General features: G+C 67.7%; 36 protein-coding genes and 1 pseudogene. 24 read left to right on the top strand and 13 right to left on the bottom strand.

Going from position 1 to position 19716, the window contains the following annotated elements:
- Nucleotides 1-6 precede the first annotated feature (6 nt).
- From ACFV1J_RS18150 to ACFV1J_RS18125, 6 genes and pseudogenes are all read left to right on the top strand, one after another.
- Complete coding sequence (locus ACFV1J_RS18150; protein WP_385859182.1) at nt 7-681, top strand: YitT family protein; 675 nt, start codon at nt 7-9, stop codon at nt 679-681.
- Nucleotides 678-1481 carry a glycerophosphodiester phosphodiesterase gene (locus tag ACFV1J_RS18145; RefSeq protein WP_385859180.1) on the top strand — a complete coding sequence of 268 codons (804 nt, stop codon included), beginning with the start codon at nt 678-680 and terminating at the stop codon, nt 1479-1481. The genes ACFV1J_RS18150 and ACFV1J_RS18145 overlap by 4 nt, the downstream gene beginning before the upstream one ends.
- 297 nt (nt 1482-1778) lie before the next feature.
- Nucleotides 1779-1919 (top strand): annotated as a pseudogene (locus tag ACFV1J_RS18140) (GntR family transcriptional regulator); the annotation flags it as partial.
- Between the two features lie 75 nt (nt 1920-1994).
- The gene (locus ACFV1J_RS18135; RefSeq protein ID WP_385859213.1) at nt 1995-2384 is read left to right on the top strand and encodes a UTRA domain-containing protein; all 390 of its coding nucleotides are present in this window, start codon (nt 1995-1997) and stop codon (nt 2382-2384) included.
- A gap of 144 nt (nt 2385-2528) precedes the next feature.
- The gene (locus tag ACFV1J_RS18130; protein ID WP_385859178.1) at nt 2529-2855 is read left to right on the top strand and encodes a DUF6233 domain-containing protein; all 327 of its coding nucleotides are present in this window, start codon (nt 2529-2531) and stop codon (nt 2853-2855) included.
- 36 nt (nt 2856-2891) lie between these two features.
- On the top strand, nt 2892-3107 hold the full coding sequence (locus ACFV1J_RS18125; protein WP_385859176.1) for a hypothetical protein: 216 nt from the start codon (nt 2892-2894) through the stop codon (nt 3105-3107).
- Between the two features lie 41 nt (nt 3108-3148).
- Here ACFV1J_RS18125 and ACFV1J_RS18120 read toward each other — a convergent pair whose 3' ends face one another.
- From ACFV1J_RS18120 to ACFV1J_RS18105, 4 genes are all read right to left on the bottom strand, one after another.
- The gene (locus ACFV1J_RS18120; RefSeq protein WP_385859174.1) at nt 3149-3526 is read right to left on the bottom strand and encodes a DUF6221 family protein; all 378 of its coding nucleotides are present in this window, start codon (nt 3524-3526) and stop codon (nt 3149-3151) included.
- 155 nt (nt 3527-3681) lie between these two features.
- A complete protein-coding gene (locus tag ACFV1J_RS18115) occupies nt 3682-4284 on the bottom strand; it encodes a tyrosine-type recombinase/integrase (RefSeq protein WP_385859172.1) in 603 nt (200 codons plus the stop codon).
- A 17-nt stretch (nt 4285-4301) separates the two neighbouring features.
- Nucleotides 4302-4583, bottom strand: a complete 282-nt coding sequence (locus ACFV1J_RS18110; RefSeq protein ID WP_385859170.1) for a hypothetical protein — start codon at nt 4581-4583, stop codon at nt 4302-4304.
- Nucleotides 4584-4797: 214 nt separating this feature from the next.
- Complete coding sequence (locus ACFV1J_RS18105; RefSeq protein ID WP_385859169.1) at nt 4798-5079, bottom strand: hypothetical protein; 282 nt, start codon at nt 5077-5079, stop codon at nt 4798-4800.
- Between the two features lie 119 nt (nt 5080-5198).
- On the opposite strand from ACFV1J_RS18105, the gene ACFV1J_RS18100 reads away from it, so the two are divergent.
- From ACFV1J_RS18100 to ACFV1J_RS18090, 3 genes are read left to right on the top strand one after another with little or no spacing between them, the layout of a single operon-like run.
- Nucleotides 5199-5465 (top strand): hypothetical protein, encoded by a 267-nt coding sequence (locus ACFV1J_RS18100; protein WP_385859167.1) that lies wholly within the window; start codon nt 5199-5201, stop codon nt 5463-5465.
- A gap of 54 nt (nt 5466-5519) precedes the next feature.
- Nucleotides 5520-5903, top strand: coding sequence for a hypothetical protein (locus ACFV1J_RS18095; protein ID WP_385859165.1), 384 nt, complete (start codon nt 5520-5522; stop codon nt 5901-5903).
- A 47-nt stretch (nt 5904-5950) separates the two neighbouring features.
- A complete protein-coding gene (locus ACFV1J_RS18090) occupies nt 5951-6607 on the top strand; it encodes a hypothetical protein (protein ID WP_385859164.1) in 657 nt (218 codons plus the stop codon).
- Nucleotides 6608-6700: 93 nt separating this feature from the next.
- Here ACFV1J_RS18090 and ACFV1J_RS18085 read toward each other — a convergent pair whose 3' ends face one another.
- Nucleotides 6701-7012 carry a hypothetical protein gene (locus tag ACFV1J_RS18085; RefSeq protein ID WP_385859162.1) on the bottom strand — a complete coding sequence of 104 codons (312 nt, stop codon included), beginning with the start codon at nt 7010-7012 and terminating at the stop codon, nt 6701-6703.
- A 169-nt stretch (nt 7013-7181) separates the two neighbouring features.
- On the bottom strand, nt 7182-7385 hold the full coding sequence (locus tag ACFV1J_RS18080; protein ID WP_385859160.1) for a hypothetical protein: 204 nt from the start codon (nt 7383-7385) through the stop codon (nt 7182-7184).
- Between the two features lie 121 nt (nt 7386-7506).
- Here ACFV1J_RS18080 and ACFV1J_RS18075 point away from each other — a divergent pair, with 121 nt between their 5' ends.
- From ACFV1J_RS18075 to ACFV1J_RS18040, 8 genes are all read left to right on the top strand, one after another.
- On the top strand, nt 7507-8109 hold the full coding sequence (locus tag ACFV1J_RS18075; protein WP_385859158.1) for a hypothetical protein: 603 nt from the start codon (nt 7507-7509) through the stop codon (nt 8107-8109).
- Nucleotides 8109-8345, top strand: a complete 237-nt coding sequence (locus ACFV1J_RS18070; RefSeq protein WP_385859156.1) for a hypothetical protein — start codon at nt 8109-8111, stop codon at nt 8343-8345. The genes ACFV1J_RS18075 and ACFV1J_RS18070 overlap by 1 nt, the downstream gene beginning before the upstream one ends.
- A gap of 48 nt (nt 8346-8393) precedes the next feature.
- Entirely contained in the window at nt 8394-9659 is a 1266-nt protein-coding gene (locus ACFV1J_RS18065; RefSeq protein ID WP_385859154.1) for a tyrosine-type recombinase/integrase, read from the top strand.
- A gap of 231 nt (nt 9660-9890) precedes the next feature.
- Nucleotides 9891-10424: a hypothetical protein gene (locus ACFV1J_RS18060; RefSeq protein WP_385859152.1), complete on the top strand. Its 534-nt coding sequence runs from the start codon at nt 9891-9893 to the stop codon at nt 10422-10424.
- A 2-nt stretch (nt 10425-10426) separates the two neighbouring features.
- Entirely contained in the window at nt 10427-10636 is a 210-nt protein-coding gene (locus ACFV1J_RS18055; protein WP_385859150.1) for a hypothetical protein, read from the top strand.
- A 25-nt stretch (nt 10637-10661) separates the two neighbouring features.
- Nucleotides 10662-10919: a hypothetical protein gene (locus ACFV1J_RS18050; RefSeq protein WP_385859148.1), complete on the top strand. Its 258-nt coding sequence runs from the start codon at nt 10662-10664 to the stop codon at nt 10917-10919.
- On the top strand, nt 10916-11038 hold the full coding sequence (locus ACFV1J_RS18045; protein WP_385859145.1) for a hypothetical protein: 123 nt from the start codon (nt 10916-10918) through the stop codon (nt 11036-11038). Before ACFV1J_RS18050 ends, ACFV1J_RS18045 begins: the two co-directional genes overlap by 4 nt.
- Before the next feature lie 647 nt (nt 11039-11685).
- Nucleotides 11686-12132, top strand: a complete 447-nt coding sequence (locus ACFV1J_RS18040; RefSeq protein ID WP_385859143.1) for a hypothetical protein — start codon at nt 11686-11688, stop codon at nt 12130-12132.
- Nucleotides 12133-12189: 57 nt separating this feature from the next.
- Here the strand turns inward: ACFV1J_RS18040 and ACFV1J_RS18035 are convergent, their stop codons facing one another.
- Nucleotides 12190-12453 (bottom strand): hypothetical protein, encoded by a 264-nt coding sequence (locus ACFV1J_RS18035; protein WP_385859141.1) that lies wholly within the window; start codon nt 12451-12453, stop codon nt 12190-12192.
- 161 nt (nt 12454-12614) lie between these two features.
- On the opposite strand from ACFV1J_RS18035, the gene ACFV1J_RS18030 reads away from it, so the two are divergent.
- Complete coding sequence (locus ACFV1J_RS18030) at nt 12615-13310, top strand: hypothetical protein (protein ID WP_385859139.1); 696 nt, start codon at nt 12615-12617, stop codon at nt 13308-13310.
- A 2-nt stretch (nt 13311-13312) separates the two neighbouring features.
- Here ACFV1J_RS18030 and ACFV1J_RS18025 read toward each other — a convergent pair whose 3' ends face one another.
- The 6 genes from ACFV1J_RS18025 to ACFV1J_RS18000 form a co-directional block, all read right to left on the bottom strand.
- Nucleotides 13313-13627: a hypothetical protein gene (locus ACFV1J_RS18025; protein ID WP_385859137.1), complete on the bottom strand. Its 315-nt coding sequence runs from the start codon at nt 13625-13627 to the stop codon at nt 13313-13315.
- Nucleotides 13628-14285: 658 nt separating this feature from the next.
- Complete coding sequence (locus ACFV1J_RS18020) at nt 14286-14630, bottom strand: hypothetical protein (protein WP_385859135.1); 345 nt, start codon at nt 14628-14630, stop codon at nt 14286-14288.
- 12 nt (nt 14631-14642) lie between these two features.
- On the bottom strand, nt 14643-14990 hold the full coding sequence (locus ACFV1J_RS18015) for a hypothetical protein (RefSeq protein WP_385859133.1): 348 nt from the start codon (nt 14988-14990) through the stop codon (nt 14643-14645).
- 23 nt (nt 14991-15013) lie between these two features.
- On the bottom strand, nt 15014-15376 hold the full coding sequence (locus ACFV1J_RS18010) for a hypothetical protein (protein WP_385859132.1): 363 nt from the start codon (nt 15374-15376) through the stop codon (nt 15014-15016).
- A complete protein-coding gene (locus ACFV1J_RS18005) occupies nt 15373-15927 on the bottom strand; it encodes a hypothetical protein (RefSeq protein ID WP_385859130.1) in 555 nt (184 codons plus the stop codon). The genes ACFV1J_RS18010 and ACFV1J_RS18005 overlap by 4 nt, the downstream gene beginning before the upstream one ends.
- Complete coding sequence (locus ACFV1J_RS18000; protein WP_385859128.1) at nt 15924-16850, bottom strand: N-acetylmuramoyl-L-alanine amidase; 927 nt, start codon at nt 16848-16850, stop codon at nt 15924-15926. Before ACFV1J_RS18000 ends, ACFV1J_RS18005 begins: the two co-directional genes overlap by 4 nt.
- Nucleotides 16851-17054: 204 nt before the next feature.
- Here ACFV1J_RS18000 and ACFV1J_RS17995 point away from each other — a divergent pair, with 204 nt between their 5' ends.
- From ACFV1J_RS17995 to ACFV1J_RS17970, 6 genes are all read left to right on the top strand, one after another.
- Entirely contained in the window at nt 17055-17636 is a 582-nt protein-coding gene (locus ACFV1J_RS17995) for a 3'-5' exoribonuclease domain-containing protein (protein ID WP_385859126.1), read from the top strand.
- Nucleotides 17637-17692: 56 nt separating this feature from the next.
- Nucleotides 17693-18151 (top strand): DUF6221 family protein, encoded by a 459-nt coding sequence (locus ACFV1J_RS17990; protein WP_385859124.1) that lies wholly within the window; start codon nt 17693-17695, stop codon nt 18149-18151.
- Between the two features lie 11 nt (nt 18152-18162).
- On the top strand, nt 18163-18405 hold the full coding sequence (locus ACFV1J_RS17985) for a hypothetical protein (RefSeq protein WP_385859122.1): 243 nt from the start codon (nt 18163-18165) through the stop codon (nt 18403-18405).
- Between the two features lie 17 nt (nt 18406-18422).
- Entirely contained in the window at nt 18423-18743 is a 321-nt protein-coding gene (locus tag ACFV1J_RS17980; protein WP_385859120.1) for a hypothetical protein, read from the top strand.
- A gap of 200 nt (nt 18744-18943) precedes the next feature.
- Nucleotides 18944-19186: a hypothetical protein gene (locus ACFV1J_RS17975; RefSeq protein WP_385859118.1), complete on the top strand. Its 243-nt coding sequence runs from the start codon at nt 18944-18946 to the stop codon at nt 19184-19186.
- A gap of 193 nt (nt 19187-19379) precedes the next feature.
- Nucleotides 19380-19697 carry a hypothetical protein gene (locus ACFV1J_RS17970; protein ID WP_385859116.1) on the top strand — a complete coding sequence of 106 codons (318 nt, stop codon included), beginning with the start codon at nt 19380-19382 and terminating at the stop codon, nt 19695-19697.
- Nucleotides 19698-19716: the final 19 nt, after the last annotated feature.

The raw sequence follows: 19716 nt of genomic DNA, 5'->3' as shown, positions 1-19716 counted from the left end.
ATGTCCATGACGAGCACGCCCGGTCGGCCACGCGGAGTGCTGGCGCGCCGGCTGGTCCAGCTCTACACGGGGCTGGTGCTGTACGGCGTGAGCATGGGGCTGATGCTCCGCGCCGATCTCGGCCTGGAGCCCTGGAGCGTACTGAACCAGGGCATATCCCGGCATACGGGGCTGTCGATCGGCACCGTCACCGTCGTCTTCGGCGCGCTGATCCTGCTGCTGTGGATCCCGCTGCGCCAGCGCCCCGGCCTGGGCACGGTGTCGAACGTGGTGATCCTCGGGGTCGTGATGGACCTGACCCTGGCCCGGGTCCCGGAACTGTCCTCCCTCGGCGCCCGCATCCCGCTGCTCGCCTTCGCCATCGTCCTGAACGGTGCGGCGACCGGCCTCTATATCTCCGCCCGGTTCGGGCCCGGCCCGCGCGACGGCCTGATGACCGGGCTGCATCTGCGCACCGGCCGCCCGGTGCGGCTGGTGCGGACCTGCATCGAGGTGACGGTGCTGGCGGCCGGCTTCCTGCTCGGCGGCTCGGTCGGGGCCGGGACGGTGGTCTACGCCCTGGCCATCGGCCCGCTGGCACAGTTCTTCCTCCGCCGTTTCGCCATCGCCGGCCTGCCCTCAACCCCTTCCCGGGTGGTGGCCACCGGGACTTCACCTGCGCGCGCGATACTGCGGGAGTGACCACCGCGATCCGCCTCCGCCACGCCTACCTGGACCACCCCGCACCGCTCGCCTTCGCCCACCGGGGCGGGGCCGCGGACGGCCTGGAGAACACCGCCGCCGCCTTCCGGCGCGCGGTCGGTCTCGGCTACCGCTATCTGGAGACCGATGTGCACACCACGTCGGACGGCAGGCTGGTGGCCTTCCACGACCCGACCCTGGACCGGGTCACCGACAGCCGCGGCGCCATCGCGCAGCTGCCCTGGCGGGCGGTGCGCGGGGCGCGGGTCGGCGGCCGCGAGCCGCTGCCGCTCTTCGAGGACCTGCTGGAGGAGTTCCCCGAGGCCCGCTGGAACGTCGACCTCAAGGCGGAGTCCGCACTGGAGCCGCTGCTGGACCTGCTGCGCCGGACGCACGCCTGGGACCGGGTGTGCGTGGGCTCGTTCTCGGAGGCCCGGGTGGCCCGGGCGCAGCGGCTGGCCGGCGACCGGATGGCCAGCTCGCTCGGCACCCGCGGCGTGGCCGGTCTGCGGATGCGCTCGTACGGACGCGGGGCGGTGCCGCTGGACCGGCTGCTGGGCGCGGCGGTGCGGCGCAGCGCGGTCTGCGTCCAGGTCCCCGAGCGGTACACCGGCATCCCGGTCGTCGACGCGCTCTTCCTGCGCGCCGCGCACGCCGTGGGCATGCAGGTCCACGTCTGGACGGTCAACGACGCGGATCGGATGAACACCCTGCTGGACCTGGGTGTGGATGGCATCATGACCGACCACATAGAGACGCTGCGGACGGTGCTGACCGAGCGGGGGAGCTGGGTCCTGTAGTTCTGGGGTTTCGCCGTCTGTGACGCCTCTCACCTCGTGCAGATTATCGTATGAACGCGCAGGAATTCGTAGATGGTTGCCATGATCATCTCCCAGTCGTCTCCCACTCCTCACTCGCGAGCACGAGAAAGCCGACCCCGGGCCACCCACTTGGGAGGTGGGATGGCGGCCCGGGGTCGGCGCACAGGGGGTGCCCGCATCAGCTGCATCGGGCACCTATCTTGATATATCAAGCGGACGCCCCCGTTCCTACCCTTGCGATCACGTCAGAAACAAGATCGTTAGGGACGGGTTGCGATGGAGGCTGCGCACCGCCGCGTGGCCGCCGACCTCGCCCAGCAGATCGCCGCCGGCCTCTGGGCCCCCGGCGACCAACTCCCCTCCCGGGCGGCCTTAGCCCTCGAATACGGAGTCCACGAGCAGACCATCCGTCTCGCGATGGCGCTCCTCCGAAAGCGTGGACTCGTCGAAGGTGAGCAGCGCAGCCGCCTCTACGTAGCGCATCCTCCCGTCATGCGCGCACTCATCGCCCCCGACCGCGACTGGCCATACCAGGCGGAGCGCATCGCCAGCGGCGCGTGGAAAGCCGGTGAGCAGCTAGCCGAGCGGCTAGGCGCCCCAGTGGGCGCCACACTCAATCACGAGGTACTTGAGTGCCTCGACCCTGGCGGCAGATCGGCCCTCATCGCGTGCAGCTGGTGGCGTGGACGCCGCCGTCCGCACGCCAGCTATGTTGCCGAGGTCGAGGTCATGCACCTCGACGAGACCCAAGCCCACGCTCTCGGGCTGACGGTCGACAGCCCGGCCTACCGCCTCGTGCGCACACGCCTCGACGAAGCGGGGCGGCCAGTCGAGACCGCGGACCTGATCCTGCCAATGGACCGCTGGACGATCCGACTCTAACGCCGACACCCCGCCTCGGGCGCTGTTCCGGGGCGGGGCGGGGTAGCAGCGCCGCCGCAGCCAGCCGCAGCGCGGATGTGATGAGACCACGGTACGGGCAGCCACTGACAGCGCCGGGCGCCGACAGAGCCTAGAATCGAACTCATGAGCGAGTTGCCGCCAGATCTACCCCGCCTCCTGACACTGAGGACCTGGCTGCAGCTCACCCTGGCCGAGGTCGACGAGGCGATCACCGCCGCCCGACAGCGCGACGCCCAGCAGCAGCGCGCCGCCCCTCCCCCGCCGCCGGACTGGGTGCTGCAGCTCAGCATCGGCGGCGAGGGTCAGCCGATCGCAGTGCACGTCGGGGGATGCCGCACCGCGGGCGGCCGGGCCCGTCCCATCAGTCGCGACCAGGCGATGCGCGCCCTCGCCGAGGGCCTGGAACCCTGCGTGCTCTGCCGCCCGGACACAGAGCTGGGCATCCTCTGACCTGCAGTCCGCGGCCGCCCGTATCAGGCTGGAGGGATGCGGGACCAGGCTCCGATCGTCGTGCACCCGGCGTCCGCCACCGGCGGCCGGCGCGTCACCGCGCGCGGGCAGATCCTGGGCCTTGCCTACGACGACCTCGACCTCGCCGAGTTCCTACGCCGAGCCGGCATCGACGAACCCGAGCAGATCATCGACGACCCGGCCTGGGTCGAATGGCGCGGCGGACAGCCACACGACTATGGGATCGGATAGCGGACCGCCCCCCGAAGTGGGGCGTCAGGGGCGCGGCGGCTTCACGGCCGCCACTCCTCGCGGTAGCCGGGCCGGTCCGCGTAAGGCAGGGCGAGCAGGCGCAGCAGGTCGCCGTGCACCTCGTCCTGGCCCATGACGGCGGCGTGACTGTTGATCCGCCCGAGCATGCGCCGCTTGGCGTCGATCTCACGCAGCACCCGAGCCGGATCATGTTCAGCCGCGTGCACGGCAGCGGCCCGACTCATCGCCGTTCCGCCGCCCACGTCCTCGAAATAGGCCACAGTGTCGCCGTCGGACAGGACGAAGCCGTACTCGCCCTCATCAACGACCCAGTCGTCGCCGATGACGCGCTTGGCCTCGCACGCGATTTCCCGGTCACGGGCGAGCTGCTCGCCGAGCCACCGCACCAGCTCATCCACCAGGATCTCCTTCGAAGAACGCGACGCCCGCCGCGGCACGACGGGGGCGGGATAGATCTGCCCAGTGTCGCAGGGATGCGCGGGAACGAACGGGCCCCGCCGCGACGGGGGATGCGCGGCGGGCCCCAGGAACAGCGTGGCAGGCAGGAGGGCGGCTAGCTGGCGAACTCAGTCTCCAACACGGCCGCAATCCCCGCGTCGTAGCCCTCGCGCACCGGCACCAAGTCCTTGCGGGCGGGCGGCTTGCTGATCCCGAAGTATGCCTCCAACTGCTGCACCGGGGCCCCATCCTCCATCACGGCAGCCATCGCCGCCCTGCGCAGGTCACCCACGCGGACATTCAGGGTTGCCCGCCGCATCGCCGCCGAGAACAGCGTCACGACCTTGACCCCCTGAAGGCCGACCAGCAGCGGCTCGTCCGGGGCGGTGTCCTGGTCTTCGAGGTAGGCGTCTACAGCGGCAGTCGCGGATGGGGCGATGCGGATGGTCCGTGAGCGGCGTGCACCGCCCACCCGCAGCCGCTGCTCCCCCAGCGTATAGTCCTGCACCCGCAACTCCGAGACCTCCTGCGGGCGCAGGCCAGCCAGCAGCATCAGCGCGGCGCCAGCGTGCACCAATGGGTCGTCACGGGTTGCGGCCAGCGCTGCCCGCCCCTCGGCACTGGTGAGGATCGGCCGTCGAAGACGCGGCGGCGCCCCCTTCCTGTCCACCCAAGCCTGCGCTTCCTCGCGACTGTCGAGCTGAGCACTGCGCCTCATGGCGTTCCTTCCGGCGATCAGTTGTTGTCGTCCTTGGTGAGGTCGTCGAGCATCTTGTTCTCGTCGAACCGTCCGTTCTCGTCTGTCCAGCCCAGGTCATCCAGCGCGAGGCTCCCCACGAGGACTGTGTAGTCGTCCTTCTTGATGTCCGCGCACTCCGACGGCTTGGACGTGTCGCCGTCCGGGCGCGCCTTCAACGCGGCCAGGCAGTCGTTGGCCATCTCGTCGTAGCTCTGGCCGCAGCCCGCAGCGAGTCCGGCCAGCAGAACGATGCCCACAGCGGCAGTACGGATGCGCATGTGTCCCCCAAGGTCAGTTGTGTGGCGACATCATGGCGTGCCACCCGCGGCCGGGGGGCCGGAACGACAAAGCGCCCCGCCAACGAGGGCGGGGCGCAGGAGCCGGTACAGCGCCTTGGGGAGGTCGCGGCCGACACGCACAGGATGCGCCTCTACTCACGCCCCGGGGAAGAGGTCGGACGCGGATCATCCGAAACGTGGGCAGCCCCGCGCGTTAGGCGTCCTCGCGGGGCGTCTTGCTGCGACGACCCGTCACCGTCCCCTTTGCGATCTGATCCACGCGCCCGATCGACAGGCCCACCTTCTCTGACACTTCCCTCAGGGTGAGGGTCTCGCGTAGCAGTAGGACGTCTGCTTTGCGGGTGGATTTGAGGCGGGCATCGTCTTCGACGGCCTTGATGATGTCGGTGATCGCGCGTGCGCGCACGGCTGGTTCGGTGATCGCTAAGGCTCGCTCGATGGCTTCCTTGGCGAGGCCGACAGGGGTGATGTCCATGCTGCGACTCTAGAGGTCTTGAAGATTCTTTTCTAGGCCTCTTGACACGCTCATTTATAGAGGTCTATAAATGAGGTATCGGCAAGCGGGTTACCCGCTACCAACACCAAGGAGGGCCCATGGCCATCGCCACCACCCCGGCCGGTACCTACGAGCCCCGCCACGGCGACCGTGTCCGAGTCGAGGGCTACGGCATCACCTTCCGCGGCGAGACCAAGTCCTTTGCCTACGAGGGCGTCATCGACCGCCCCCACCCGGACCTGCCCGGCTTCCACCTCATCGGCGGGATCAACGTGGTCACGGGAGAGCCGAAGACCTCCTGGTTCTCATCCGACGAGCAGATGAACAGCGCTCCCGGATACGGGCAGACCACCCGGCCCATCTGAAACGGACGGCCCGGCCCTTCGGGGTCGGGCCTGTTAGCTGAAGGAAGGTCCCCCATGTCAATGCTTCCCGCGGGCGGTGGGCGCCACCTCACCCCCAACCGCAATGGCGGTTACACCGTTACCGAGTTGCCCGTCGAACAGCCCACTGAGGACGAGCACCGCATATTCACCCGGGACGGCTACTACGGCCTGTCCCACCTGGAACTGATGCGCCGCCTCCACAAAGCGGAGTGGGACGCGGCCGAGTGGAAACGCCAGTTGGACGAACATCGCGCGGGTGCCCGCTATCAGCGCACCGCCGACGCCCAAGCGCTGGCGCGGGTGGCCGGGCTGGTCGACGTCCGCCGCAAGACGCTCCGCATGTGGGACCTCCGCTGCGCCCTCGGCCTCATCCCCTGGGAGGAGCAGCAGGCAGCCGTGGGCGGCAACACGGCCTGACCCCGGGCACCACGGCTCAGGCTCGGCAATCGCGAGAGGACCACACCGTGCAGGCACTCCGTCACGGATACACCCTCGACGACATCGACCACCTATCCCGCGCCAGCGTCCACTTCGCGTTCGCCCGCGCCATGGACTACACCGATCGCTACGAAGCCGCCTGGCATGCCATCGCCGAAGGCCTGTACACCGCCGAAGTGCCGCCCACCCGCAGCGACCTGAGGCTGGTTGGAGCACGAGCCGTCGACCGGCTTGTTCAAGACCAGCGTCGCACCTGGGGGGTGGCCCGTGAATGGGGCAGCAGCGAGGGGGACGTTGCCGCATTCCAGCGGTACTGGGAACTATCCCGCCGTGTCTCCCCATCGCCGGAGGACGCGGTGGTCGACAGGCAGGCACTGCGGGAGATCTGGCCCTGCCTATCCGCAACACATCAGCAGGTTTTGCTGGCGATGGCTGCGCACGCTGACCAGGCGCTTGCCGCGGAAGCTGTCGGCAAGTCCTACGCCACGTTCGGCAGCCACCTACGGAACGCACGCCGCGCCTTCTTCGTGTTGTGGCATGAGCACGAGACGCCATCCCGACTGTGGGGCAAAGCGGACCACCGTCATGGCCGGCGCACGGCCATGCAGGTTCTCGTCAACCGCCGACAGCAGCGCGCACGCCGCCAAGGCGGCATCGACCGGAACGGCGACAGCGCCGCCTGACATCGGACCAGGGCCACCTTACCGGACGGGCTCCTGGGTCACCTGCTAGCGCATAGCGTTCCCTTGGGTGCTACGGTCGCGCCTCATCCCCGATCAGCCACTGAACTCGTCTGCCGCCACCTGAGCGGTGTCGACGATGACGTTAACCAGCTTGTCCCTCTGCTCCTCCGTGATGGAGCCCGTGGCGCAGGCCCCGTCGAGGAAGAGGTTCACCACCTCGGCCGCCACTCGCAGGGAAGCAGCTGTCGCAGGGTTAGCCAAGGTCTGCTCGCGGCTGAGGTAGATGCTCTCCCAGATCTCGATCCACTTCGCCCAGCCGTCATCTCTGGGCGGCTTGGCCGCTTGACGGCGCTCCGACTGTACGGCGAATAGGCGGATCACGTTGTCGAGGCTCTCGTCGCTCATGCGGCAGTGTGCATCCACTTTGGAGCCCGACGCTAGGTCTGAAGCGCGCAGCGTTCCCCGAAGTTCCACTTCAAGATGATCTGTAACGGATGCTCGAAGGTGCTGGTACGGACTCAAGTCCATGGTTGATAATGACAGTTATCCCAGATGATCCATACATGCTCAGGGCTTACTGCTCCGAGGTGTCAGATGGTTCACCCTCCAGGGCTCCGCGCTCCCGCCGCCTCCTGTTCACGTAACGGTGGAGGTCGCTCACGATGACATCGGTGAGTGAGCGCCCCTCCGCCTTCGCCTCTTCCATCGCGGCGCTCCACAGGTCGTCGGGTACGCGGATGTTCCGCAGCGGCGTTTGTCCGGTGGCTGGCCTGGCCATCTCTCCCCCTCGGGTCTGTAGGTACAGAAACTAGCATCCATCTGCCGGGACCGCTTGACAAGGGCCGCCTGTAGGCGCATTCTGTAGGTACAGAAACAAGCGGCAAGCAGGGGAGAAGGAAATGAACACCACGGCGATCACCGTAAACGGCACCCAGATCACCCTCACCGCCACCAGCGCCGTCACCTGGACCGCCTCGGACATCAGCCTTCGCCTCTGCCCGAACATGACCTGGGCCGCCACCCGCGCGGAGGTCTCCGCCAAGGGCGACACCGCGCAGGCCGCGGCTGACAACCTGCTCGCCGCGGAGCGCAAGGCCGAGAAGGCTGCCAAGCTCGCAGCCCGCTCCACCAAGGGCCAGAACTTCGCCCGCGAGATGCGCTCTTTCCTCCGCATCGGCGCCCGCACCCGCCGCATCCGTCAGGGCCGCGACCTTCAGGCGCAGATCCTGGAGTGCATCACCAACGCCGCCTGGAGCACCGGTTACTACAACGCCGACCGCGAGCAGACCTTCCGCGCTGCCTTCGGCGCCTGGATGGCCTACGACAAGCACATCGCCGGCTACCGGGTGGACGGAATCCTGATCGCTCACATCAAGGCCATGACCCCGTACCAGTTCTGCGCCCTGATCGGCGACATGATCGACGCCGGAGTCACCAATGCCGGAGAGGGCGAGATCTTCTTCTCCCGGCTTCGGTCCGAGCTCTACACGCAGGCCGCATAATGGCGGCCCTCCGCGTCAACGAGGTCGCGGTGAACCTCTACTCGCCTCGCGAGGCGGCCAACTGGTGGGCCCTTTACAGGGCCCACGGGCCAGCCTCCCGATTCACCACGGTCACTGCGGCCATACCGGGCGACCTGGTCGAGGTGGCCTGCGAGGACCACGAGGACGCCGAATGGCTGCGCGATCTACTGATCGAACGCGGGATACCGAGGACCGCGCTGAAGATCGTGGCCTGAGTCCCTACTTGCTACTCATCGCCCGCACCGTATCTGTATGGAGAGTGCATGACCGCCCTCGTCCCACGCCAGTCGGCGGAGCTGTCGACCGACCGGCACGACCCCCGCGACGACTGGCCCGACGAAGCCCGCGCTCTCGCCGACCACCTTGCCGAGTTCTACGGCGACGCCGACCCGCTGCCCACCATCGCGGGCGGCTGGGTCGCGCGGCAGAAGTCCCGGCACACGAGGCGCGCCTACGTGCGCACGTTCAAGGCGTGGGAGGAGTACGCCCGCAAGAGCAAGATCCACCCGCTCCAGGCGAAGCTGCCGCTCGCCGACGCCTACTCCAAGCACCTCGCCAAGACCCCCACCCGCAACGGCAAGCCGCCCGCCGAGACCACCCAGGCCCAAGCCCTCGCCGCCGCCGGAAGCTTCTACACCTACGCCGCCCGACTCCAAGCCGTCGACAACGACCCGTTCGCCGCCGTCAACCGGCCCTACGTCGACCCCGACTACTCGCCCACCGAAGGGATGACGGAAGAGGAGACGACCCGGCTCATCCAGACGGCCGCCGACTGGGCACCCCGCTCTTACGCCCTCGTCATGCTCCTCTACCTCACCGGCGCCCGCGTCGACGAACTCCTCTCCCTCGACGCCGACCAGCTCGGCTACGACCGAGGCCACCGCACCCTGCCCCTCACCCAGAAGGGCGGCAAGAAGCGACCCGCGCCCGTGCCCCCGCTCGCCCTCGAAGCGCTCGTCGCCTACCTCGGCGACCGCGCGGACGGGCCGCTGTTCGTCACCGACTCCGGCCGGCGCTGGACGCAGCCCGAGGTGTGGAAGCACCTGCGCGTCCTCGCCCGCCGAGCCGGTATTCCGCAAGCGGCATCGATCAAGCCTCACACGCTGCGGCACCAGTTCATCACCGACAACCTGGCCAACGGCGTGGCCTTGCAGGACGTGCAAGACGCTGTCTCGCACTCCGATCCGCGCACCACCCAGCGGTACAACCGGCGCCGGCGACAGCTCGACAACCATCCCGCCTATAGCCTCGCGGCCAAGCTCGCAGCGAGGATTCGCCCAACGGAGGAACAGTCAATGAGCCCTCGCCTGACGAAGATCAAGGCCGAAGGCCTCAAGGTCGGCGACATCATCTACAACCTGAACAAGAGCCGCCCAGACGGCACCTATGGCCCCGTCGAGGTGCGGGAGATCAAGCGAGTCACTCACACACGCGGGCTTGAGATCCACATCAATCCGGATGCCGATGATGAGCAGCTCGGGTTTGCTTGGCAGACGGTATCCATCGCAGATCGCAGTGGCGACGCCTGATCTACGCGAACCCCTGAGGCAACTGCCACCGGACCTCTCCCTGGCCCCGCCACCCCCGATACGGCATGTTATCGAGGGTGGTGCGGCGAGATTACGGGTGCACAGCACGATCGTCACACCGTCAACCTCCTTTAATTAACCGTGCATTGAGGCTAGACAGACGTGCGGTGTCGCGCTACCTTCACCTCGTCAATTCAGCATCTACCGCACGTCTAACGTAAGGAGTGCGCGTTGCGCATCGTCGTCACCGTCGAGGACCCAGAACCCGGCTTCCTCGACAAGTTCACGGCCCTACTCGCCGAACATGGCGCCCAAGTACAGGTCGACACCGAGTGGACAGTGGATCGGGCCAAGCAGTACTACGTGTCGCTGCCGGAGCCCTCACGGCGCATCGTCCGCGAGGCGGCCTCCCGCGACGGGTACGTCCCCGCCGAAGAGCTCCGCGACGAAGAGGGCTCCAGCCTTCGCGGCCACAGCGGTCCGCTAAAGCGAACCCTGGAACGGGGCGTGCGAATGGGCTGGTGGCCGGACGGAATGCAGCCACCGATCGTGGCCGCCGGCCCCGGCTTCGGCAAGGTCGTCGGTTACCGGATGCCGGATGACCTCGTCTCGACCTTCTCCACCGCTATCAACAACACCGAGAAGTCCGGGGCGCTGCTCGACCCGCATCACATCAACGAGGCAACCGACTCCATGCACGCGCTGGGCGACGCGCTCAACCAGCCCCTCCCCCAGAAGCGCATCACCGAGAAGCGAGGAAGCTGACCATGCCCACCAAGCCCCGCAATCCGTGGCGCGTCATCCTGACGCAGAACGGGATTCAGCTGGTCGAGATTGAGCACACCAGCGAGGCCAAAGCATTCGCGCATGTCCGCATGGGACTCCGGTCCGGCGCCGACACCGCCAAGGTCATGCAGTGGTCCGACGGCCGCTGGTGGCACTTCGAGACCGTGCGCGCTGACGAAATCCCCAACTGAATGCTGAGAAGCGAGGGATCCCCCTGTGCCGCACTCCAATGAGACGCCAGCCCAGCCGACGGTGACGGGTATCCCGATCGTCACCGGTCGGGACGGTCAGCCGTACATGGGCTGCGATGCGGTCGTGGTGCTGCTGCGGGCGGTGGCCGAGGCGTGCCGCACCAACGCCCACGACATCGCTGACGCCCGCGACTTCGCGGCAGCCGTCGACATCGAAGCCGATGCGCTCGCCGTCCGGGCTATCGCGCACACCACCACCGAGAAACGAGGAGTACGACCATGACCATGCTGGAGATCGTGCTCCGCATCCTCGTGCCGATCCTCGGCGGCGCGCTCGCAGTGTGGGCCGGCATCACCCGCATTCCCTGGACGCCGCCCAACGACAAGGACCGCAGGACCTGAGCCAGCACAGAGCGACGCCCCGCCTGAGGAAAGCAGGCGGGGCGTCGGCATGCGGAGTCTAGCCGCGGCCGTGACGCAGATGCAGTTGACTCCAGGCGCAACGAAGGGCCACGCTCCAGGAAGGAGCGGGGCCGCGATACGGCATGTTGCCCCATACAAGGAGGGGCTGCGTGGATGCGGGCACGATGAGTCGATTCCAGTGGAAGCTCTACGACGGAGGGGAGCAGCGGTGGAGCAGAGAGCACACTACGGAAGGGCCCTGCCCCAGCTGCTGCTGCAACGGGCCCGCGGCCTGTCCTGAATGTGGAGGCCGCTACCACCGCGAACCCGTGGAAGGCATGACTCCTGATGGCTGGGAGCCCGTCCACGCTTCGTACTGCCAGCAAGAACGCGAAGACGACACGGGAGAAGAGCCGGATACGCGAGAGGTGGGCCCGTGACCGCCCTCCTCCTGCGCCCATCGGTGTGTGGAGACTACCTGCACCTGTGGCACAAGGGTGGACTGGGCCGCCTGGGGTGTGCGGGGTTCTCTCAGACGCATCCTGCGGTCAGGCGGGCGCCCGGCATGGTGTCGCGGTTCGGTAACGCAGCCAATCCGCCTGGCTACAGGGGACTACATTCGCCTTCCGCTGACCGAGGGGGACGAATTGGCCGACGAGCCGCGACAGACGAGCAAGACCGGTAGCGCCATCGCTGGCAGCTTCCTTGCGTTGATGCTCGTCCTGGCCTGGGCACAGAGCTGCAGCACCCGGGACGATGCCTCGACCGCGGAACCGACACTGAGCAGCGCGAGCATCGAGCCCAGCGACGACGCCACCACCCCCGGCCCGCCGGTATCCGACACTCACGTAGCCGTCGTCACCGCCGGCCGGTTCAAGGAGTGGCCGTTCACCGTCGATATCGGCACCCTTCGATGCCGTGATGGCGTGTCCGTCACCTTCGAGGCTGGCGGCACCGAGTACGGCGTCAATGGCACCGCGCAGGACGCCGGGTATCCATCCGTCAAGCCGATCTGGGCCGATGACAAGGAGCTAGGCAACGGGCTGAAGGTCGACATCTCCGAGGTGCTCGACTACGGGCGCGGGCTCTGCTGACGGCACAATAAATCGCCCCGCCGCCTGCCGAAGCAGGGGCGGGGTTGGGGGTACACCTCAGAAGCCAACGACCTTGCCGGACTTCACCTGCTCCTGGGACTCCATGACTAGGACGTTACTCGCCGGGACCGTGTAGATGGTGAACTCCCCCGGCTTCTTCCATTCGCCCTCAGGACGCGGATCGATGTGGAGGAAGGATCCGTCGATGGCGACTCGCACCCCGTGGAGTCGGTCTAGCTTGATGTGCTGGGCGTTGGGGTCGGGGATCAGCTTGTCGTTCAGTTCAAGGGTGCGCACTGGGCGCCAGGGGAGGCTCGTCATGGCGGGATCATCGCGCACGGATCCGCCGCACGCACGGCCCTCGCGTGAAGAACGGCCGCCGGTTGTTGAGCATGCAACGTTACGGTCACGAAACGCGCCTCCTGCTCCTCGCCGGCTCAACGCTCCCCTTACCGTGCCCAATCCACACACCAGGGGGCACGATGCGCACCACGATCCTTGCGGCAGTTCTCGCCGCCAGCTGTCTCACCCTCGCGGCCTGCAGCGCCAACGGCGCCGAGGAAGCCGACGCCAAGCCGAAGGCCAGCAGCAGCTTCGACTGCGACGACGCCAGCGTCCCCCAGGCCGACTGGGTGAAGCACTGCCAAGCCGCCGGCGGAAAGGCCCCCAAGAAGGCCAGCGGGGCGATGGCACTCGGCAAGACCGTCGCAACGATCGGCGCGCAGAACCCTGTCGGCGGTGAGACCGGGGGTGGTGGCCTCGAGGTCACGCCGACCAGCGTCCTGTACGTGAAGAAGGCCATGGGCTACACGTCGGCGCGCGGCGTGTACGCCATCGTCACTGTGAAGGACCGGGCGGCGGACGCGGTAGCCGCAGCAGAGTCCGCGCCGATCGAGGGTGGCGGCTGGCAGTGGATCGCACCAGACGGGCATGCCCTGGCCGCAGGGGATGGTGATGCGTCGAGCATCGTGCCGAACGGGTTCGAGAGCGGCGGCATGGTGCAGGCCGGCACCTACAAGTGGACGTCGCGCGCCTTCGACATCACGGATGCCCAGCGCGGCGGGACCCTGCTGTACACCGACGGCGCCGGCAAGGCGTACCGGTGGAGGGTCCCCGCGGCCGACGCCGGGCCCGAGCTGGCCGCGTTGAAGAAGGGCATGGCCGGCGACTACGGGTGAGCTCAGGGGGTGGTGCTCGACGAGGGCGTCGGCGTGGGCACATCCGAACAGATCTTGTCTGCTGCCTTCTTGATTGCCGCATCCAGCTGCGCGGAGTGATCCTTGCGGAGGATCGCCCACAGGGCGCACGTCAGCTGCTGCTGGTCCGTGCGCTGCGCCTGGCCGGTCGTCTGGCCCGAGCGCAACGTGCTGAGCCGGTCCTGTGCGGTGGTCTGCATCCACACGAGGACCCCGGCGAGCACAGCGACGGTGGCCAGTACGACGACGATGATGGCGTTGCCGCCGAGGGGGCGAAGGCCCGATAGTGGTGCGGTCATGCTCCGCCCCTCCTGGTCAACCTGCCGCCCAGCAGATCGGGCAGCAGGGGTGTCTCACTGGGTGATTGGCTCGGGCTCGGGCTCGGACTGCTGGTGGGGGTCGGGTTGGTGTCGGCGCCCTTTCGCCGGCACACGAGGGTGTCGGGGTCCTCAGGGTCGGGTTCGAGGGTGTAGCCCTCGGGGCAGGCCTGACCGTCCTTGCCGTCTCTGCCGTCCTTGCCGTCTTCACCACGCCCGCTAGGGCCGGCGGGCCCTGTGGCTCCGGGCGGACCAGGCACAGTGGAGTCCGCGCCAGGGGTGCCAGGCTGCCCGTCTTTCCCGTTCATGCCGGGCGACCCGCTGGGGCCGCGCGGCCCAGGCACAGTGGACCTCGCGCCCGGCTCGCCACGGTCTCCCTTGTCGCCTTTCTGGCCGGGTGTGCTGGTGCCGTCCTTCCCCGGGTGGCCACGCGGCCCGGCGACCGGCACCCCGCCCATGCGCTGCACCTGCCGGGCAAGAGCATCCCGATCAGCGAGGGCCTGGTGCAGCGACGCGGATAGCGACTGGATGGTGATGACGATCCACGCGAGCACGGCCACCAGCAGGATGACTCCTGCCATGTAGATGATGTCGGCGCGTCGCTTGCGCCCTGGGTCAGATCGGTGCAGTCCTGTCGCCGTCATTTCGTCCCTCGGCTCGCGAGATACACCTGCAAGAGCAGCAGGATGAGCGGCACAACCAGAGACGTCAGGATGAGGCGCCGGTCGGCTGCCCGCTGGGCTTCGGCTTTGCGGGTCTCCTCCAGGCGGGCGTCCGCTTCCTTCTGGCGGGCGTCCTCGACGGCGGCGAGGCGCACCGCCAGCCCCTGGGTCCGCTCGTCCTGGGCCTGCTGCTGGAGCGTCAGGAGGCTCGCGTCGACCTTGGTGTCGAGGCGGCCAGCCAAGTCCCGCATATCTTCTTTGAGGTCGTCGAAACCGGCGTCCAGGCGCCTCGCCAACTCGCCGTTCGTCGGCTCGTCGCCCACGGTGGCCTCCGGCTAGCCAGCAACCGGCGCGCCCGGATTGGACGGCGAGACCTGCGGTCGGGTGAGCAGCGTCAGCGCCGCCAGTACGACGCCGTTGACGGCGCCAATGGTTGCCTGGGACGCCTCGTAGCCGAAGGTGGCAACGAGCACTCCGCCCGCAGCCACCACGGTGGTGAATGCCTGCGGGGCGACCGGCCTGGTCATGACTGCTGCGACCACACCGAAGACCGCGGTGACGAAGCCGACGATCGCGCCGGCCTGTTCCGCAGTGAGCCCGGTGAAGCCGAGCGTGACCACGAGGCCGAGGACGGCGGATAGCGTGTTCAGGATGACGACGGGCTCTCTGCCGAAGATGCGCATGCTTCTCTCCTTGATGGGTGTGGTCACACGGGCTGTGCGAGCGAGCGGCAGCCGATGACGGTGCCGGAGGCATTCCTGACCTCGCGGTAGGGGACGAGGAGGTCAGACCGGTGCGGTATCAGCGCGAGCGCAACCGGCAGGGAGACAACGAAGGAGATGCCGTCGTGCGGATCCGGGAGACCATGGGCGTGCCCGTACTGGATGGTCTCGACGGGGACACCGTCGCGGAGTTCGGTACGCAGGATCCCGACCGAGACCATGGTGAGACGGGCGGGGGTGTCCTCCGGCTCGATCACCAGCCGCAGGCCGGGCTCCAGATCGTCGATGCCGTCGAGCCGGTCCTCGGCGTAGAGGCGGATCGGATGCGGCGTCAGGTTCAGAATCACGCCGACTCCCGCGCTCGTTCGGCGAGCCAGCGCCGGACGGTCTGGTTGTGGCGTGCGTCTGCCAGCGCGTTGTGCTCGCCGCTCTCCTGCTTGGGCAGGTCGCCCCAGGCAAGTCCCTGTCGAGAGCGCTCCTGCTGGATGTCATGGGTAAACATCGGCACGCCTTCGGGGAGCGCCATCATCGGGCCCCACAACTGCGCCAGCGCGACGTGGTCGTAGGCCCCGTAGTTCGCCCACAGCTCGACGTCCGGTCCTGCGGCGCGAATGAAGTCCATGACCTCGTCAGCGATGCGCTCGCGCCGCTTCACGACGGGGTCCGCATAGTCGAAGAGCCAGGAGTTCGGCATGTGAATGCGCCGGTCCCCGTGCCCCTTCGGCAGGCTCGGGACGACGTTCTCCATCAACCACTTGTGCTTGCGGATGCGGCGCACTGCCATGTCCCGGTTCACCGCGTAGTACTCGCGGCCGTCGTCGCACACCATGCCGATGGAGATCAGCTCGATAGTGCGACCGTCCTCTAGAAACTCCAGGTCGTAGTCGATTGCGGTCATGCGACCACCACGAAGCCGTGCCGGGCGCCGAGCCGCTGCAAGCTGGCCTTGCCGGGGATGCCGTCGGCGTTCTTGCCCGTGTAACCTCCACCGGCCGGGGATCGCTGCCAGCGGGCGTATGCGTCGCGGGTGGTGGTGCCGTAGCTACCGTCGCCCGCGTAGGTCCGGGCGAGTAGACCCTCGGCGACGAGCGCCGCCTCGACCAGATTGACACCAGCCCGATAGGTGACGTGGCCCTGCTTGGCGGGCGGGTCGGCCTTCGCCGCACCGATGAGTTGGGACAGGTCGACGCGCGGAGTGGAGGGGGTGGGCGGTGGCGTCGCGGGCTTGCCGGGCCGCGTGGCCAACTGCTTCTTCACGTCGGTGCGGAAGACGTCCATGTCGAACGACGGGTCGATCTTGCCGGGCTGTGCTTCCTTGTGGCCGGCGATGCTGCGCTCGCTCCATCCGTGGGCGCGGCACAGGGCTGTTGCCCACAGGACGGCCTGTCGGTACTGGGTGGCCGGGTAGGGGTCCTTGCCGTTGCCGAGGTTTTCGATCTCCAGGCCGTAGAGGGAGTCGTTGCCGTCATAGTTGGCCTGGTCGTCATGAGGCAGTGCGGATTCGGCGCGGAGTGCGGCGATCACGTCGGCGTCGACGAGACCGGCGTGGTTGGCGCGCTTCGAGGAGATCATCCACAGGCCGTCAGTCTTGCCGAGCCATGAGTGGCAGAGCGGACCCGGCAGGTCGGAGCGGCCGTTGTAGCAGATTTCACGGTCGCCGTGTCCGGCGGTGTGGTGGATGAGGACGCCGTAGACGGGGCCGAAGTTCTTGCCGGTGGCGGCGTCACGGCTGTGTGTCCGCCAGCCGTCGTGCTCGTGCACGGTGAGCCCTTCGGCTCTGAGGGCGGCGACGAGTTGATCGGCGGTGAGCGGGTTGGCCATGTGGTGCCTCCGGTGGGCGCGTGGTGTGACCACACGCCACACCTTCACCTTTAAATCGTAGCTTCAACTATCCATTTAGCCTACGATTCCAAGGCTTCGGGGTACTGTGGGTGTGGGTCACGGTCCTGACCCGGTGGCGGAGCCGGCCGTGCGGGTCCCGCTCCGCCACCACCAACCCGCACCCAACCCGCACCGGAGGCAGCAATGCCCGTTATCGACTACGACTGCGAATTCGCCCGCACGTCAGGGCAGATCGATCTCGTCTCCATCGGCATGGTCAACGAGCAAGACCGCAGGTACTACGCCATCAGCCGTGAGTGCGACCTCTCCGCCCTCCTCGCCAACGACTGGCTGATGCGCAACGTCGTCTCCACTCTGCCCCTCACGCTCGGCACGGGGCCCGACGGTGACCTCCTCGCCTGGGATCCCGACAAGCCGGACTTCGACAAGGTGAAGACGCGCGCGCAGATCGCCCGCGAGGTCGAGGACTTCGCGCTCGACACCGCCCACCGTGACCGGACCGGCATGCTGCCGCACGTCGAACTAAGGGCGAACTACGGGGCGTATGACCACGTTGCCCTCTGTCAGCTGTTCGGGACGATGATGGACCTTCCCGAGGGCTTTCCTATGTGGAGCCACGACATTCAGCAGGAAGCCGAGCGCCTCGGTCTCAGCGGCGCGGACCTGCCGCAGCAGGCATCGGGACAGCACAACGCTCTCGCCGATGCCCTCCACCAACAAGAGATCCGGCGCTGGCTCGCACAGCGGGCCGAGTACCAATCGTGAGCCAGCGGCAGCCGACCAGGACAGGGCTACATGACAGCGAGACGACCCCTGTCACCGTGACGGTCGCCGAGTGGGACGTGACGCCCGGCCTGCACGACTGGATCAAACAACAGATCGCGCAGGTCGAGGGCGTCCTGCGCAATCTCGACAAGGAGCACGGGCGCGGCTGGGTCGCTCGCTGGGATGCCCGCACTGACAGCTTCCGGATCGTCGACGGAAGCGGGCGTCTCGTCGCAGAGAACATGCAGCCCGTTTCTGCATCCTTCATTGCGCTTAGCTCCCCTGCTGCTGCACGACGCCGCTGCGCTGCCGATCGGAAGATCCTCGCCGCCCACCCCCACACCACCGTCGTCATCAACCCTAGCTACGGCCCGGCAACCGCAGGGTTCGGCTGCGAGACCTGCCACGACTGGGACGGCGTGACCGAAGGGCGCGGCAACTGCGACACCATCCTCGCCCTCGCTGAAGCCCACGGTCTCGACGGCGAGGCCGACATCGACACGATCACCTGCTAGGAGCCCCCGCCATGCCCGAGGATGCCCCCGCGCGTAACCGGCCGACCGGCGCTGTCATCGACATCATCGAGCGCGGGCCGACTACTGGCAGCAGCCTCGTCCTACCGAACGCCGTTCGCATCAACGGTGTTGAAGTCGCCATGCCTGAAGGGGCTCGCATTCAGGTCCACGAGATCAGCGAAGACGAGCCCGCCAAGGTCACCCTCACCCTCTTCGCCCGGCGCATCACCATCGCCGCCGAAGGCGACATCTAACCCACAGGAGGCGCGCCATGGCCCGCTACCGCAAGAAGGCCGTCGAGATCGAAGCCATGCTCTTCGATGGATCGACCGCCGAGACGCACACCGTCTATCAGTGGATCGAGAGCAACACGCTCGGATCATTCGAACCCATGGACGTCATCGAAGGACGCGCGCCGTACCCAGCCAGCGGCGTAAGCATCGACCCGCGAGACGGCCGAATGATCATCTCAACGCTGGAGGGCCTGCACTGGGTCGACCTCGGCGACTACGTTATCCGAGGCGTTCAAGGCGAGTTCTACCCCTGCAAGCCGGACATCTTCGCTGCCAGCTACGAGGTGGTGACTGGCTGATGCCGGTGCCCGCCCCACACCCCGTATCGGTGCCGCATCCGATCATATCCTCAACGGCCATCATCGCGGCGGCGACGACGTTTCCTGGCCGTGGATCGTCGGCTACATCGCCGTCGGGGCCGCCGTGTGGCTGATCGTCCGCCACTTCACGCGGGACCGCGTCGACCTCAACAAGCGGCAGCAGTGAGTAGGAGGCGTTCATGGCTGAGCAGCAGATAGGTCAGCTTCTCGACGCGTTGGGTGTCACCGTCGACCTGGATGAGGGCGACCTGCCAACGGATGCGCTCATCATCCTGAAGGCGATCAAAGCTGACGGCTCCGTCACCCTCATCAAAGGCCGTTCGGAATCCGTGGATTGGGTGACCGCCCTCGGCATGATGACCGCCGCGCAGACCATCGAGAACAGCGGCTTCATCAACGCCTTCGAGGAGGACGACGAGTGAGCAGCCAGTGGCTGGCGTCCGACGGCAGACGACACGGTGCACGCAGTCCCGCTCGACAACGCGATCGTCCACGAACACACCACCGCTGCCCGTGCGGGCCGACCGTGCTCCCTTCCCGTATGCCGCGCGGCGTCACCGGACAGGTAGTCATCCACCACAGCCTCGACGGGCGCGAACAACAGGAGGCACCTGGATGAGTGCCAACGAGTCGATCCAGCTCATCCACGGGCGGCGGATGCAGTGCAAGGACATCCCCGATGAGCTCTACCTCGGGGCCGTGCGTGACACCGCAGCGAAGAACATCTGGGGCAACACCACCAACCGCCAGATGGTGAAGGAAGTGGTCGAAGCCGTCGTTGGGCACGTGCCGGACAACCTGTTCGACGCGAAGAGCCGGCGGCTGATCCAGCGCGGCATGCTCGACGGGTGTGCATGCGGGTGTCGAGGCGACTTCTCCATCCCTACCGACGACCGGGTCGCTCCGGACCGAGAAAGTCCCGCCGTCGTCTGACGGTAGGACTCCCGAGGCG

The sequence above is a fragment of the Streptomyces sp. NPDC059649 genome (assembly GCF_042734445.1).
Classification (GTDB): Bacteria; Actinomycetota; Actinomycetes; order Streptomycetales; family Streptomycetaceae; genus Streptomyces.
This window is presented reverse-complemented; position numbering and strand designations above follow the sequence as displayed.